At 62.1% G+C, this 13,542-nt stretch carries 19 protein-coding genes; 17 read left to right on the top strand and 2 right to left on the bottom strand.

All coding sequences use genetic code 11. The features are described 5' to 3' along the window. Window positions 1-11: 11 nt before the first annotated feature. From aroE to ACZ9HU_RS17390, 17 genes are all read left to right on the top strand, one after another. Window positions 12-848 carry a shikimate dehydrogenase gene (gene aroE, locus ACZ9HU_RS17470; protein ID WP_476106903.1) on the top strand — a complete coding sequence of 279 codons (837 nt, stop codon included), beginning with the start codon at window positions 12-14 and terminating at the stop codon, window positions 846-848. After that, window positions 845-1,456, top strand: a complete 612-nt coding sequence (coaE, locus tag ACZ9HU_RS17465) for a dephospho-CoA kinase (protein ID WP_476106838.1) — start codon at window positions 845-847, stop codon at window positions 1,454-1,456. The genes aroE and coaE overlap by 4 nt, the downstream gene beginning before the upstream one ends. A gap of 59 nt (window positions 1,457-1,515) precedes the next feature. Then, window positions 1,516-2,208, top strand: coding sequence for a DNA polymerase III subunit epsilon (gene dnaQ, locus ACZ9HU_RS17460; RefSeq protein WP_476106836.1), 693 nt, complete (start codon window positions 1,516-1,518; stop codon window positions 2,206-2,208). A 61-nt stretch (window positions 2,209-2,269) separates the two neighbouring features. Further along, on the top strand, window positions 2,270-2,809 hold the full coding sequence (gene hpf, locus ACZ9HU_RS17455) for a ribosome hibernation-promoting factor, HPF/YfiA family (protein WP_476106834.1): 540 nt from the start codon (window positions 2,270-2,272) through the stop codon (window positions 2,807-2,809). A gap of 202 nt (window positions 2,810-3,011) precedes the next feature. Further along, window positions 3,012-3,470 (top strand): PTS sugar transporter subunit IIA, encoded by a 459-nt coding sequence (locus ACZ9HU_RS17450; RefSeq protein WP_476106832.1) that lies wholly within the window; start codon window positions 3,012-3,014, stop codon window positions 3,468-3,470. After that, window positions 3,467-3,805: a DUF1491 family protein gene (locus ACZ9HU_RS17445; protein ID WP_476106830.1), complete on the top strand. Its 339-nt coding sequence runs from the start codon at window positions 3,467-3,469 to the stop codon at window positions 3,803-3,805. Before ACZ9HU_RS17450 ends, ACZ9HU_RS17445 begins: the two co-directional genes overlap by 4 nt. Window positions 3,806-4,002: 197 nt before the next feature. Further along, window positions 4,003-4,614 carry a cell wall hydrolase gene (locus ACZ9HU_RS17440; protein WP_476106828.1) on the top strand — a complete coding sequence of 204 codons (612 nt, stop codon included), beginning with the start codon at window positions 4,003-4,005 and terminating at the stop codon, window positions 4,612-4,614. A gap of 87 nt (window positions 4,615-4,701) precedes the next feature. Further along, complete coding sequence (locus ACZ9HU_RS17435; RefSeq protein WP_476106827.1) at window positions 4,702-4,869, top strand: DUF1289 domain-containing protein; 168 nt, start codon at window positions 4,702-4,704, stop codon at window positions 4,867-4,869. Between the two features lie 51 nt (window positions 4,870-4,920). Continuing rightward, entirely contained in the window at window positions 4,921-6,210 is a 1,290-nt protein-coding gene (locus tag ACZ9HU_RS17430) for a glutamate-5-semialdehyde dehydrogenase (protein ID WP_476106826.1), read from the top strand. Next, on the top strand, window positions 6,174-6,863 hold the full coding sequence (locus ACZ9HU_RS17425) for a nicotinate-nucleotide adenylyltransferase (protein ID WP_476106824.1): 690 nt from the start codon (window positions 6,174-6,176) through the stop codon (window positions 6,861-6,863). The genes ACZ9HU_RS17430 and ACZ9HU_RS17425 overlap by 37 nt, the downstream gene beginning before the upstream one ends. A 101-nt stretch (window positions 6,864-6,964) precedes the next feature. After that, entirely contained in the window at window positions 6,965-7,372 is a 408-nt protein-coding gene (gene rsfS / locus ACZ9HU_RS17420) for a ribosome silencing factor (protein ID WP_476106822.1), read from the top strand. Between the two features lie 44 nt (window positions 7,373-7,416). Beyond that, window positions 7,417-7,839 carry a 23S rRNA (pseudouridine(1915)-N(3))-methyltransferase RlmH gene (locus ACZ9HU_RS17415; protein ID WP_476106821.1) on the top strand — a complete coding sequence of 141 codons (423 nt, stop codon included), beginning with the start codon at window positions 7,417-7,419 and terminating at the stop codon, window positions 7,837-7,839. 3 nt (window positions 7,840-7,842) lie between these two features. Beyond that, the gene (locus tag ACZ9HU_RS17410) at window positions 7,843-9,039 is read left to right on the top strand and encodes a murein hydrolase activator EnvC family protein (RefSeq protein ID WP_476106820.1); all 1,197 of its coding nucleotides are present in this window, start codon (window positions 7,843-7,845) and stop codon (window positions 9,037-9,039) included. A gap of 76 nt (window positions 9,040-9,115) precedes the next feature. Next, the gene (locus ACZ9HU_RS17405) at window positions 9,116-10,453 is read left to right on the top strand and encodes a S41 family peptidase (protein WP_476106819.1); all 1,338 of its coding nucleotides are present in this window, start codon (window positions 9,116-9,118) and stop codon (window positions 10,451-10,453) included. Between the two features lies 1 nt (window position 10,454). After that, complete coding sequence (locus ACZ9HU_RS17400) at window positions 10,455-10,922, top strand: disulfide bond formation protein B (protein ID WP_476106817.1); 468 nt, start codon at window positions 10,455-10,457, stop codon at window positions 10,920-10,922. 1 nt (window position 10,923) lies between these two features. After that, a complete protein-coding gene (locus tag ACZ9HU_RS17395; protein ID WP_476106816.1) occupies window positions 10,924-11,442 on the top strand; it encodes a demethoxyubiquinone hydroxylase family protein in 519 nt (172 codons plus the stop codon). A gap of 108 nt (window positions 11,443-11,550) precedes the next feature. After that, window positions 11,551-12,135, top strand: coding sequence for a hypothetical protein (locus ACZ9HU_RS17390; RefSeq protein ID WP_476106814.1), 585 nt, complete (start codon window positions 11,551-11,553; stop codon window positions 12,133-12,135). Here ACZ9HU_RS17390 and xth read toward each other — a convergent pair whose 3' ends face one another. Both xth and erpA read right to left on the bottom strand, forming a co-directional pair. Further along, window positions 12,136-12,909, bottom strand: a complete 774-nt coding sequence (gene xth, locus ACZ9HU_RS17385; protein ID WP_476106813.1) for an exodeoxyribonuclease III — start codon at window positions 12,907-12,909, stop codon at window positions 12,136-12,138. Between the two features lie 239 nt (window positions 12,910-13,148). Next, window positions 13,149-13,487, bottom strand: a complete 339-nt coding sequence (gene erpA, locus ACZ9HU_RS17380) for an iron-sulfur cluster insertion protein ErpA (protein ID WP_476106811.1) — start codon at window positions 13,485-13,487, stop codon at window positions 13,149-13,151. Between the last annotated feature and the right edge of the window lie 55 nt (window positions 13,488-13,542).

The raw sequence follows: 13,542 nt of genomic DNA, 5'->3' as shown, positions 1-13,542 counted from the left end.
CGGTGGCCGCAATGCGACCCTATGCCGAAGTGATTGGCGATCCGATTGCCCAATCCAAATCGCCCGCGATCCATGGCCATTGGCTGGCCGGGCTGGGGTTGGACGCTGATTATGGGCGCGCCCATGTCCTGCCGCAGGATTTGCCTGATTATATCGCTACGCGGCGCGCGGACCCGATGTGGCGCGGGTGCAACGTCACCATGCCGCATAAACAGACGATCATCCCCCTGCTTGATGGGCTGGATCCGTTGGCGGCGCGGATTGGTGCGGTCAATACCGTGGCGGTCATGGGCGATGGGCGACTGATCGGGCATAACACCGATGCGCCGGGTTTTATCGAACCGCTTCTGCCGGTGCTGGGTGATGAACTGGCGCCGGAAAACGCGTTGGTGCTGGGCGCGGGCGGGGCGGCGCGGGCGATCGTCGTGGCGCTGGCCGATGCGGGGATTGCGATTACGCTGGCCGCGCGCGATCCGGGCAAGGCGCGTGAATTGCTGGATGAACTGGCGCCCGGGTCGCGGCATCAGGCGGCGGCGCTGGGTGATTTTGCCAGCGGCGGCGATTATCAATTCGGCATGGTCGTCAACGCCAGCCCGCTGGGCATGGTCGGCAATCCGCCTTTGCATTTCAGTCTGGACCATGCGCGTCCTGCGGCCATCGTCTATGATATTGTCACCGCGCCGCTGGAAACACCCCTGCTGGCCGCGGCGCGGGCCGAGGGCAAGCGTTGCGTGGACGGTTTGGCCATGCTGATCGGTCAGGCCGCGATTGCCTTTGAACATTTCTATGGCGCGGACGCGGGGCGCGAGAGGGGCGATATTGCCCTTCGCGCGATTCTGACGGCATGAAGCGCGGCCCCAAGGTCATCGGCCTGACCGGATCGATCGGCATGGGCAAATCCACCGTGGCGGGCATGTTTCGCGATGCGGGCGTGCCGGTGTTTGATGCCGACGCCACGGTGCGCGCTCTGCAAGGTCCGGGGGGCGTTTTGCTGCCCGCGATTGAGGCGGAATTTCCCGGCACCACCGGGGCGCAAGGGGTTGATCGCGGCAAATTGGGCGCGGCGGTTTTTGGCAAGCCCGAAGCGCTGGCCCGGTTGGAGGCGATTGTCCATCCGGCGGTCGCGATTGCGCGCAAAGAGTTCATGGCGCAACATTGCGACTCACAGGTCGTGGTTTTTGACATTCCATTGCTGTTTGAGCGGACCGGGCGGGCCGGAATGGACGCTGTGGTGGTGGTTTCGGCCCCCGCCCCCGTGCAAAAGGCCCGAGTCTTGGCCCGACCGGGCATGAGCGAGGCCAAATTTGCCGATATTCTGGCCGTTCAGATGCCCGACTCGGAAAAACGGGCTTTGGCGGATTTTGTCATTGATACAGGTACTTCCCTAGAGGAAACCCGTATTTCCGTGCAAAATTTGCTGCGTGAAATTAACCGGATGGACGGAAACGACGCCTAATCTCGATGGCATGAGATTTTTGCTTGTGCAGCCCGGTTTCGAGGAGGATAGATACCACAATGCGTGAGATCATCTTCGACACCGAAACCACAGGTCTGGACCCTAAAAACGGCGATCGGCTGGTGGAAATTGGCTGCGTCGAAATGGTCAACCGGGTGGCGACGGGCGCGACCTATCACTGCTATTTCAACCCTCAGCGCGACATGCCCGCCGAAGCCGAGCGGGTCCATGGCCTGTCCGAAGCCTTTTTGGCGGACAAGCCGTTGTTTGCGGAAAAAGCGGACGAATTTCTGGAATTTATTGGCGATGCGCCGATGGTGGCGCATAATGCCGGTTTCGACTTTGGCTTTATCAATGCGGAATTGACCGCGGCGGGCCTTGAACCCGTCAGCCTTGATCGCATGGTCGATACGGTCAAGATCGCACGTCAGAAACATCCCGGCGCGAAAAACTCGCTCGACGCTCTTTGCACGCGCTATGGAATCGATCGCAGCCACCGTACCAAACACGGCGCCCTGCTTGACGCGGAACTGTTGGCACAGGTCTATGTCGAATTGCTGGGCGGTCGTCAGATTGGCATGGAACTGGCCGCGCAAACCGTTGTTGTTACTGAAACAGTAACACAAATCCCAACGCAGGCCCCGCGTGAGCGGCCCCTGCGCGAGGCACGCCCCCATGCCGCCAGTCAGGAGGAACTGGACGCCCACGGCGCGTTTTTGAAATCGATCAAGGAACCAATCTGGCTCCAGTGACAATCAAGAGATAACAACAAGAGGAGTAACAACCATGGACGTTCGCGTTTCCGGTCATCAAATGGAAACTGGCGATGCACTGCGCGTGCATGTTGAGGAGCGCCTGGCGGCGATCATCGACAAATATTTCGCGCGGGCGCTGTCTTCGGTTGTCACCTTCAGCAAGGCCCCGGGCGGTTCATTCCGCAGCGACATCGTGATGCATGTGCGCCAGGGCCTCATCCTGAAGGGCGCCGGCCTCAGCCATGATGCGCACCATGCCTTTGACCAGGCATCGGACAAGGTGGAAACCCAGCTGCGCCGTTACAAGCGCCGTTTGAGCGCGCGCCAGGAACAGGCCGCCCATTCGGTCCGTTCGGAAGAAGCGGCCTATACGATCTTTGTCGAACCCGAGATCGAGCAGGAAGAAGCCCCCACCGAAGCGCCGCTGGTGATTGCCGAATTGCGCGTCGATGTGCCCGAAACCACGGTTTCGGACGCGGTGATGATGCTGGATTTGCGCAACACCAATGCGCTCTTGTTCAAAAACGCTGGCACCGGAAAGCATAATATGGTTTACCGGCGCGGTGATGGGTCGATCGGCTGGGTCGAACCGTCCTGACGTAAACGTAAACGCGCTCCACGGCTCGGTGCCAATGGCGCGGGCCGTGGTGTGTTATAGACCACAGGCAAAGGGCGTTTGGTCAAGGCGGACAGCTGATGAACCAAACCTCTTTGCTTGTTTCATAAAAACACGCTATCGGCCCGGCCGACCCCGCTTGCTTCGTGGCACGCGGGAGAGAAGGCTTAAACGAATTTTGGCGATGACCGCGCTGTTCACGCTCCTGCCTGATGCCGTGGGTACGGTGAAAGTCGATAGCAAATCGGCTGTTCTCGATTGTCTGGCCGACCGCTTTGCGGCGGTGTACGGACTTGATCGCGCCCTTGTGCTTGACCGTATTCTTGAACGCGAAAATCTGGGAAGTACCGGATTTGGGCGCGGGGTGGCCATTCCCCATGCCCGTATCGCGCTGGTCGAACGACCGGTGGCGGTGTTTTTGCGTTTGGCCGCGCCTGTCGCGTTCGAAGCGGCCGATGATATGCCGGTGGAACTGGTGTTCGGCCTGCTCAGCCCTGAGGCGGCCGGTGTGGTCCATCTGCATGCCTTGGCCGCGATTTCGCGCCTGATGCGCGATGACAAGATGCACGCGGCCTTGCTTGACGCGCCCAGCGATGAGGCGATTTATGCGATGATTGCCAATGTGGGCGACCGCAACGCGTGACGGACCGCCTGCCCGCGCGGATCGAAGTGTCCGCGTTATTGCGTCAGGTGCAGGCAGAGGGTGGCTTTGGCATGATTATCGCGCGTGGCGACCCGGATGCGGGGGCGTTGATGGTCGTCCTGTGCGACCGGGGTGCCGATTATCGCGCCTATGAGCGTATGCCTAGTTTGGAGGGGGGGCGAATCTGGCAATGCGCAAAGAAGCACAACGCCGAATCGCCCGATGAGTTCCCCGATTGGCTGAAAAAACGTGCCGCGCAGGACAATGATCTGTGGATTGTTGAACTGGATATCGCGCGCGGTGAACGGTTCATCGGATTAACCGCAGATGACTGATTGACCCCGGCACCGAATCTGGGCACCGCGCGAGCCTAATCTCGCGAGGGCGGTCTGTCCGGTAATGACACCGGGCAAACAAGCGCGCAGACGGGGGATATCCGGCAAGAAGTCGGGCGGTTCTCGGGATGTCAGCAATGGCAATCCGGCTGCTTCACGCTTGCGACAGGCTGTTCACCGCCCATTTGAAATTGTTCATGGCTCTCTTTCTCAAACGCGCCAGTCTGGCCTCGGTTGCTGCTGGTTTTCTAATTCTTCTTTACAGCGCCGCCGGTTCGGGCGCGGCCGCACAGGATAAAGCCCTGTCGTCGGTTCAACTGCAACCATCGCTCAGCGTGTTTGACGAGGATGCCACCTCGAACGCTCTGATTCCCGCCCAGCAGGGCCCCGCTTCGCTCGCCGACCTTGTCGCCGCAGAGCAGGAAGCCAAGGCCCAAGACACGTCTGAAGAAATCAACTGTCTGGCTGGCGCCATCTATTTCGAAGCCGGTAATGAACCGCTTGCTGGTCAGCTGGCCGTTGGCCGCGTGATCGTGAACCGCACCCATTCGGGCCGTTTCCCCGCTTCTTACTGCGGCGTTGTTTATCAGCCCTCGCAATTCTCGTTCGTTCGCGGCCATCGCATGCCCGCGATCAACACGGAATCGCAGCGTTGGCAGAATGCTCTGGCGATTGCCCACATCGCCAATGACAACCGTTGGAAGTCGGACGCTGAAGGCGCGCTGTTCTTCCATGCGGCTCGTTTGAAGTCGCGCTGGAACGACAAGGTTCGCGTGGCCAAGATCGAGAACCACATCTTCTATCGTTGATCCCTCGCCGGATCCGATGGCTTCAAAGCCCCCTGTCATCCGGCAGGGGGCTTTGTTTTTGCGGGCCGTATCTCTATGGGCGGCCTGATGAAATCGCCCGCCTCCCCCTGTAACGGCGTTTGCCGGATGCATCCGACGCGGGGCCTTTGCGCCGGTTGCTGGCGCAGCGGGGACGAGATTGCCGCATGGCCCAAAATGTCGGATGCGGCCAAACGCGCACTGCTGGCCACGCTCAAAAAACGGCGCAAAGGCTGATACTGACGCGCATAGCTGACATGGGCCCGCAATTCTGCTAGGGGGCCGCGCATGTCTGATACGCAAACTCTTGAATCGCCCATCCAGACCGAAACGCCCGAAGCGCTTGTTGCGCGTCTGGCGAAGGCTGGCCGTGCCGCCCAGATCGTCCTGGCGCGCATGACCACGCCGCAAAAGGCGGCGGCGCTGCGCGCAGCGGCCGATGCTCTGCGCGTTGCGGAACCGGCGATTCTGGAGGCCAATGCAAAGGATATGGCGGCGGGCGCCGCGTGCGGCCTGTCGGGCGCGATGCTGGACCGGTTAAAGCTGGATTCGGGCCGTCTGGCCGGGATTGCCGATGCGGTGGCGGCGGTGGCCGGACTGCCCGATCCCGTGGGCGAAGTGATTTCGCAGGATGAACGCCCCAACGGGCTGGTTCTTCAGCGCGTGCGCGTGCCTGTGGGTCTGATCGGCATTATTTATGAAAGCCGCCCCAATGTGACGGCGGATGCGGCCGCGCTCTGCATCGGTTCGGGCAATGCGGCCCTGTTGCGGGGCGGCAGCGAGGCGGTGCATTCGAACCGCGCGATCCATGCCGCCATGGTGCAGGGTCTGGCCAGCGTCGGTGTGCCCGAGGCCGCGGTGCAATTGATGCCCACGCAAGACCGCGCGGCGGTGGGCGCGATGCTGACGGCGGCGGGGCTGATCGACATGATCGTGCCGCGCGGCGGCAAATCGCTGGTCCAGCGGGTTCAGGATGACGCCCGCGTGCCCGTGCTGGCGCATCTGGACGGCATTTGCCACACCTATGTCCACAGCGCGGCGGACCCGGATATGGCGCTGTCCATTGCGGTGAATGCGAAAATGCGCCGCACCGGCATTTGCGGATCGATGGAAACGCTGTTGCTGGACGCGGCCTTTCCCGGTTCGGTGGCGGTGGTGCGCGCCCTGCTGGACACGGGTTGCGAAGTGCGCGGCGATGCGCGTGCCTGCGCTCTCGATCCCCGCGTGACATTGGCCAAGGCTGAGGATTGGGATACCGAATATCTCGATGCGATCTTGTCGGTGGCCGTTGTTGACGGTCTGGAACAGGCGCTTGATCATATCGCGGCCCATTCCAGCCATCACACCGACGCCATCATCACGGGTGACGTCGCCATCGCCGAAGAATTCCTTCAGCGTGTGGACAGCGCGATCGTCATGGTCAATGCCAGCACGCAATTTGCCGATGGCGGCGAATTTGGCCTTGGCGCGGAAATCGGCATTGCCACGGGACGCCTGCATGCGCGCGGCCCGGTCGCGCTCGAAGGTCTCACGACCTATAAATGGCAGGTTCGCGGAACCGGACAGGTCCGACCCTGAAACCCTATGCGCTTCACATCGGCCTCATGGGCGGGAGCTTTAACCCCGCCCATGGGGGCCATCGCCGCATCAGCCTCATGACGCTCGCCGCGCTGGGGCTGGATGAGGTGTGGTGGCTGGTGTCTCCGGGAAATCCGTTGAAGCCGCAGGCGGGCATGGCCCCGCTGGGCGCGCGCGTGGCATCGGCGCGGGCCATGGCGCGTCGTGCGCCGATCCGGGTCTCGGCCATCGAGCGTGAGTTTGGGACCCGATATACTGTTGATACTCTGGCGCATATTCGTCGCCGTTGGCCCATGAAATGTTTCACGTGGATCATGGGCGCGGACAATCTGGCGCAATTTCATCACTGGCGGCGGTGGCGCGACATCGCGCGCGCTATGCCGATTGCGGTTATTGCCCGTCCGGGTTATGATGCAGCCGCTGTTGCCAGTCCGGCAATGGCCTGGCTGGGCCGGTTCCGGCGGCCTGCGGCCAGTTTGAAAAAGCCGGCTGGATGGAGCGCGCCAAAGCTGGTGCTGTTGCGTTTCGACCCTGATCCCCGTTCGGCCACTGCCATCCGGCAGGCCAATCCGGCGTGGGCGCAAGGTCAACACGCACCATCGCTGCGGGACGGGTTGACGCGGCGCAGGATTGCCCAAGGGGGACGGGCATGATGCGCCATGAAACCTGTCGAGACGTTTCCGTATTTGTCATTTCGGCACCCCGGCCCCAGCCGGATCGGGGCTGCCTTCAGAGAGGAGTAGTTCTAACCTAAATGTCCCAATCCATGACCCCTTCGCCCGCCCCTGTGGCGGCGAATCCCGCACCAGCCCTGCCTGACGCCGAACCCGGTTCGCTGCATGCGCTGATCCTGAAATCGCTTGACGACGATCAGGCGCAGGAAATTGTCTCCATCCCGCTGGAAGGCAAGACCTCGGTGGCCGATCACATGGTGATCGCATCGGGCCGTTCCACGCGTCAGGTGGCCGCAATGGCACAGCATCTGGCCGAACGTATCAAGCATGGCGGTTTTGGCCATGTCCGCATCGAAGGTTTGCCGGCGGCGGACTGGGTGCTGATCGATGCGGGTGACATTGTTGTGCATCTGTTCCGTCCCGAAGTGCGCAGCTTCTATAATCTGGAACGCATGTGGGCTTTTGGCGGACCCAGCGCATCGGCCTGATCCGTTAGGTTTTTGGGGGCGCGGCAAAAGGACGGGTCGGCGCAATGCTGTTGCATATACTGGCCCGTGGGCGGATTGCCCGCTCGCCCGAAAATGAATTGCTGGACCGCTATTTAAAGCGGATTTCCTGGCCGGTGAAACATACCGAATTGCCAGACCGGGGCGGCACGATTCCTGCGCTCGCCTCCCCTGCCCGCCGCGTTTTGCTCGACGAGCGCGGGCGCCAGCTTTCTTCCGAAGAATTCGCCGCGATTTTAGGGCGTTGGCGCGATGATGGCGTGCGTGAAGTGCGCTTTGAAATTGGCGCCGCCGATGGTCATGGCGATGAAGGGCGCGCAGGCGCCGACCTGTTGATTGCCTTTGGCGCGATGACATGGCCGCATCTGATGGCGCGCGCGATGTTGGCCGAACAATTGTACCGGGCAACCGCGATCCTTTCCGGCCACCCCTATCACCGGGCGAATTGATCGATGCGCTTGGGGTTTTTGCTGATCGGCGCTTTGTTGGCAGGCTCGGCCAACGCGCAGGTGACCAATGCCCTGGACGATCCGGCCCAGACCCGCCGCGATTGGAACGAAGCACAGGCGCAGGCCAATCAGGCCCGCAGCCGCGCCGAAAGGTTGGAAGGCGAGGCCCAGCGCGCCAGCGCCGCCGCCGATAAAGCCGCCAAGGAAGCCGCCGCCCTTGCCGCGCGGATTCAGGAGGCGGAGGCCCAGATCACCGCCGATGAAGCCCGCATCCGCATTATCGAGCGTCAGCGCAAGGATTTGCGCGCGCAATTGGCGCAAAGGCAAAAGCCGCTGGTGGAATTGACCGGCGCGTTGCAACGCCTGTCGCGCCGTCCGCCTCTGGTGGCTTTGTTGCGCCCCGGATCTTTGGCCGATAGCGTGCATACACGCGCTCTTTTGGAAAGCATGTTGCCGCAGGTGCAGCGCCGCACCGCCGCGCTGCGCAGCGAATTGGCCCGCGCCCGCGCCTTGCAAGAACAGGCCAAGGCGGCCGAAACCGCGCTGCATCAGGAAATCACCCAATTGAGCACCCGCCGCCGCGACCTGGGCGTGATGGAAGCGTGCCAGCGTCAGGCCGCCCGCAACGCCAATGGCGGGGCAAGCCGTGAGGCCGAACGGGCGCTGGCTCTGGCCGAAAAGGCGCGTGATCTTGGTGGTTTGGTGCAAGGTTTGCAAGAAGCCGCCGCCTTGCGTGATCGACTGGCTTCTTTGCCCGGCCCGGTCCTGCGCCCGACATCGGGACAGGTGTTGAACGAAGCCGTCTATGCCCCCTCGCCCAGCCCGTCGCCGACCTCGCTGCCTGATTTCCTGTTGCCGGTGACGGGGCGGTTGATCTCCGGCTTTGGCGATGCTTCACGTGGAACAGTCGCGCGCGGCATCACCCTGACGGTCGCGCCCCAGGCGCAGGTTGTGGCCCCGTCATCGGGGCGCATTGCCTTTGCCGGACCATTTGCCGGATATGGCCGCATTGTCATTATCGACCATCCGGGCGGTTTCACCAGCCTGATCACCGGCCTTGCTTTCCTGTCGGCACAGGTGGGCGACAATGTCGTGGCGGGGTCGCCTTTGGGCGCCGCAGGGCCGGGGCGGGCGCAAATCACGCTGGAATTGCGGAAAGATGGCAAACCTGTGAACCCTTTGGATCAACTCAGCCATTAATTCTTGCATCATAGCGCATCTGGCAATCCGCGCCCATCCGGTCTAGGCTTGCCAGCGAATATCAGAAAGGCCCCCCATGCGTTCACGACTTGCCACTCTTGCCCGCGCCGGACTTTTGCTGGGGGCGGTGGCGATGGTGCCGGTGGGAACGGCGGGGCTGGCCGCGGTCGATGGCCGGGTCGCGCCGCAATTTTCCCGGCTTTATACGGTCTACAGCCTGATCAAGGCGCATTATGTCGATCAAACCGACGACGAGAAGCTGGTCAAGGGCGCGATCGACGGGATGCTCTCCAGCCTCGATCCGCATTCCTCCTATCTCGACGGGGCCAGTCTGGAACGGCTGCGCACGATGATCGACGGTGGCTATGCCGGCCTTGGCATTTCGGTGGTGCAGGAGGATGGCGCGGTCAAGGTGGTCAGCCCGATGCGCGGCAGCCCGGCGGAAAAGGCGGGGGTCAAGGCGGGCGACTATATCACCCATCTGGACGGCAAATTCATTGTGGACGGCGATCTGGACGATGCCGTGGCCAAGATGCGCGGCGAAGCGGGCACGCAGATCAAGCTGACCATTTATCGCCCCGGCCGGGATGAGCCGTTTGACCTGACGCTGACCCGCGCGGTCATCACGCTGGAGCCGGTGACGGGCAAGCTGGAAGGCAATGTGGCGGTCATCACCGTCAATGAATTCAGCCATGACGTGGGCCGTCTGGTCTTTGAACAGATCCAGAAGCAGCGCGCGGCCTCGGGCAATCATCTGACCGGCGTGGTGCTGGACCTGCGTTCCAATCCGGGCGGTGAACTGGACGAGGCGGTGGCCCTGTCCGATCTGTTCCTGAGCAACGGCGTGGTTGTGTCCCAGCGTGGGCGTCAGGCGGGCGAAAACGCGGTTTATCGCGCCGAAACCTATTTCCCCGGCGATCTGGTCAAGGGCCTGCCGGTGATCGTGTTGATCGACGCGGGATCGGCCAGCGCGTCGGAAATCGTGGCGGGCGCACTTCAGGATCAGCATCGCGCGCTGATCATGGGCGAACGCAGTTTCGGCAAGGGCAGCGTGCAGACGATGATCCCCATCGACAGCGCCCATGCGGTCAAGCTGACCACGGCGCGTTATTACACGCCTTCGGGCCGCAGCGTCCAGGAAGGCGGCATCGAACCCGACATCCGCGTGCCCCAGATTTCCGATCCCGATTCGCGCAAGCGCAGCGAAAAGGCGCTGCGTGAAAGCGATTTGCGTCGCCATCTGGTCAATGAAAAGGGCGTGGATGACAAGAAGCTGGAAAAGGACACCACGCCTGATCCGCGCTTCAAAATGACGCCGGAAGAATTGACCGCCAAGGGCATCAAGGATTTCCAGCTGTGGTATGCGCTGCAGACGATCAATCGTACGGCGGCGGCTCCGGTCAAGGGCAAGTAGCATGAAGAATCTTGGAAAGGCCAATCTGGTCGCGCTGGTGGTGCCGTTGGCGCTGCTGGGCGGGGCTTATGGTTTTCAGTATGTTGGCGGGCTGGTGGCCTGCGAAATGTGCTGGTGGCAACGTTACGCCCATTTTGCCGCGCTGGGGCTGGCGGTGGCGGCATTGGTGCTGCCGGTGAAGCGTTTGTTTGTGGCGCTTTCGGGTCTGGCCATTGCGACGGCGGCGGCGATTGGCGGCTATCATGCGGGCGTCGAATATGGCTGGTGGAAGGGGCTGACCGAATGCACCACGACGGTCAGTTTTTCCAACGGCGGCGATCCTTTGGCCGCGATCATGGCTGCGCCGGTCATCCGTTGCGATGTGGTTCAGTGGAAGCTGATGGGCATTTCGATGGCCGGGTTTGATTTCCTGATCTCCGGCGCGGCGGCACTGGTGGTTTTCGCGCTTTTGGCGCGCAAGGAGCGTTGATATGGCGATTTCGCAGCGGGTAAAGCGGATGGTGCGCGTCGATCAGGCGGGCGAATATGGCGCGGTGCGCATCTATGCCGGGCAATTGGCGGTGATGGGCGACCGTGGCCCCCATTCGGCCAAGATTCGCGAGATGGAAGCGCAGGAAGTCGACCATCGCGCATGGTTCGACCGTTTGATTGTTGAGCGTCAGGGGCGGCCGACCGCGCTTCAGCCGATCTGGCATGTGGCGGGCTTTGCGCTGGGCGCGGCAACGGCCTTGATCGGGCCGGAAGCGGCCATGGCCTGCACCGCGGCGATCGAGACCGAGATCGACAAGCATTACACCGAGCAATTGGAAGAGCTGGGCGAGGAAGACCCTGAACTGGCCGAATTGATCACCAAGGCGCGCGATGATGAACGCGAACATCGCGACGCCGCCTTTGAAATGGGGGCCGAACGCGCGCCGGCCTATCCTCTATTATCGGGGGCGATCCGTCTGGGGTGCCGTTTTGCGATCAAACTGTCCGAACGCATTTGATTTTGTTCTGGCGCAAGCCCTGCGGCGCCAACTTCAGCTAGCATTCACCCGCTATCGCTGAGGGCTGGACAAGCCTATATTGCCGAAAACGCCTGAGGAGCCTTTGCCATGTTTCGCCCTTTACTCACTCTCGCTGCTGTTTTGAGCATGGCAACACCGGCTCTGGCCGCGCAGCCGACAGGTACGCAGGTCACCGCGCCGGGGGGCGAGCGGGTGAATATGGTCATCATCTTTGGCGACGATGAATGTCCGCAGGGCAAGGGTGAAGAAATCACCGTTTGCGCCCGCAAGGCTGAGAGTGAACGCTATCGCATTCCCGAACCGTTCCGTGAAAACACCGGCGGGCCAAAGAATGAGGCGTGGACCAACAAGGTGATCGCCTATGAACGCGTCGGCGCCACCGGCGCGCAGAGCTGTTCGCCGGTGGGCGCGGGCGGTCAAACGGGCTGCGTTTCGCAATTCATCAAGAACGCCTATGCCGAGCGCAAGCAGTCGAGCGACGTGCAGTTTTCCAAGATGATCGAGGCCGAGCGCGAAAAACGTCTGGGCAAGATTGACGATGAGGCCGCACGCACCCAATCGGATGTCGAGGACGCCGAAAAAGCCTATTTCGCGCGCAAGCAGAAGCAGGCGGAAGCCGAAGCCAAGGCCGAAGCGGCTAAGAAATCCGGTCCCCCTGCTCCCGGTCAATAATTAATCGCGGATTTCGACCCAGACGGGCGCATGGTCGCTGGCTTTTTCCCGGCCACGATGCGCCTTGTCCACGCCGCATGCCACCAGTCGGTCCGCCAGTTCGGGCGAGAGCAGCGCGTGGTCGATGCGAAACCCATGGTCCTTTTGCCACGCGCCCGCCTGATAATCCCAATAGGTCCACACGCCCCCATTGGGATTATGCGTGGCAATCGCGTCGGTCCAGCCATCGTTGAGCAAACGCAGATAGGCATCGCGCGATTCCGGCTGCATCAGCGCGTCATCGGCCATCGCCTTGGGGTTCCAGATGTCGGCATCGGTGGGGATGACGTTGAAATCGCCCGTGACGATGGCGGGGATTTCCAGTGCCTTTAATTCCGCCATTCGCGCGCGCAGACGTTCCATCCAGCGCAATTTGTAATCGAATTTCGGACCCGGTTGCGGATTGCCATTGGGCAAATAGATGCCCGCGATGCGCAGCCCCCTCACCTCGGCCTCGATATAGCGGCTGTGATCGTCCTCTGGCTCGCCTGCAAGGCCGCGCTGGGTCTCGATGGGCATCACCCCCCGGCCAAGGATGGCCACGCCGTTAAAGCTTTTCTGGCCGTGCCAGATCGCCTGATAGCCGATCTTCTCAAACTCATCGGCGGGAAAGCCCTCGTCCTGCGTCTTGATTTCCTGAAGGCAGGCCACATCAGGCTGCGTCTCCTCCAGCCACTCCAGCAGGCGCGGCAGGCGGGCCTTGATGCCGTTGATGTTGAAGCTGGCGATTTTCATGGGCGGTCCTTGGGATGAGAAGGTTCAGGTGCCTCCGGCGGGCAAAGGGCGGCGGCCCTTTGCAATCCCGTTAATGGGATCGTGTCGGTAGGCAAACTCAGCCTTCTTTACCGCCGGAGGCAATAAATTAAAGCGGCTTCGCCGCATAATGCCCAGCGGCGATTTAACGCCACCCCATTATGGGGATTGCCAAGGGACGAGTCCCTTGGCCCGCCGGAGGCACCTTTCCTCCTTAACGATCAAACCGCAAACGACGACCCACACCCACACCCGGCCACGGCATTGGGGTTCTCGACCTTGAACGCGGCCCCGCCCAGCGACTCGACATAATCGACCACGCATCCGGCAACGAGATCGAGGCTGACCGAATCGACGACCAGTTTGACGCCGTCGGTTTCGACCACCGTATCATCGGCCTCGACGCTTTCGGCCAGGCCATAGCGATATTGGAAGCCCGAGCATCCGCCCCCTTCGACCGCAAGGCGCAGGGCCGCCGGTTTGCCCTGTTTTTCCGCGATCCACGCGACTCGGGCGGCGGCGGAGGGGCTGAGCGATATGGTGGGGGCGGTGTCAGTCATAGACCCAATGTAGGCGCGCGCCCGCCCACTCGCAAGGCGGGCGCGCGCCCATCAA

The sequence above is a fragment of the Novosphingobium sp. Sphag1I genome, assembly GCF_056279125.1.
This window is presented reverse-complemented; position numbering and strand designations above follow the sequence as displayed.

Coding starts and splice junctions, on each gene's coding strand:
- xth (WP_476106813.1), bottom strand. CDS start 12,909: ATGAAAATCGCCAGCTTCAACATCAACGGCATCAAGGCCCGCCTGCCG.
- aroE (WP_476106903.1), top strand. CDS start 12: ATGCGACCCTATGCCGAAGTGATTGGCGATCCGATTGCCCAATCCAAA.
- ACZ9HU_RS17440 (WP_476106828.1), top strand. CDS start 4,003: ATGGCTCTCTTTCTCAAACGCGCCAGTCTGGCCTCGGTTGCTGCTGGT.
- ACZ9HU_RS17415 (WP_476106821.1), top strand. CDS start 7,417: ATGCTGTTGCATATACTGGCCCGTGGGCGGATTGCCCGCTCGCCCGAA.
- ACZ9HU_RS17430 (WP_476106826.1), top strand. CDS start 4,921: ATGTCTGATACGCAAACTCTTGAATCGCCCATCCAGACCGAAACGCCC.
- erpA (WP_476106811.1), bottom strand. CDS start 13,487: ATGACTGACACCGCCCCCACCATATCGCTCAGCCCCTCCGCCGCCGCC.
- rsfS (WP_476106822.1), top strand. CDS start 6,965: ATGTCCCAATCCATGACCCCTTCGCCCGCCCCTGTGGCGGCGAATCCC.
- ACZ9HU_RS17450 (WP_476106832.1), top strand. CDS start 3,012: ATGACCGCGCTGTTCACGCTCCTGCCTGATGCCGTGGGTACGGTGAAA.
- ACZ9HU_RS17435 (WP_476106827.1), top strand. CDS start 4,702: ATGAAATCGCCCGCCTCCCCCTGTAACGGCGTTTGCCGGATGCATCCG.
- ACZ9HU_RS17390 (WP_476106814.1), top strand. CDS start 11,551: ATGTTTCGCCCTTTACTCACTCTCGCTGCTGTTTTGAGCATGGCAACA.
- hpf (WP_476106834.1), top strand. CDS start 2,270: ATGGAAACTGGCGATGCACTGCGCGTGCATGTTGAGGAGCGCCTGGCG.
- ACZ9HU_RS17395 (WP_476106816.1), top strand. CDS start 10,924: ATGGCGATTTCGCAGCGGGTAAAGCGGATGGTGCGCGTCGATCAGGCG.
- ACZ9HU_RS17425 (WP_476106824.1), top strand. CDS start 6,174: ATGGCAGGTTCGCGGAACCGGACAGGTCCGACCCTGAAACCCTATGCG.
- ACZ9HU_RS17405 (WP_476106819.1), top strand. CDS start 9,116: ATGCGTTCACGACTTGCCACTCTTGCCCGCGCCGGACTTTTGCTGGGG.
- ACZ9HU_RS17410 (WP_476106820.1), top strand. CDS start 7,843: ATGCGCTTGGGGTTTTTGCTGATCGGCGCTTTGTTGGCAGGCTCGGCC.
- ACZ9HU_RS17400 (WP_476106817.1), top strand. CDS start 10,455: ATGAAGAATCTTGGAAAGGCCAATCTGGTCGCGCTGGTGGTGCCGTTG.
- coaE (WP_476106838.1), top strand. CDS start 845: ATGAAGCGCGGCCCCAAGGTCATCGGCCTGACCGGATCGATCGGCATG.
- dnaQ (WP_476106836.1), top strand. CDS start 1,516: ATGCGTGAGATCATCTTCGACACCGAAACCACAGGTCTGGACCCTAAA.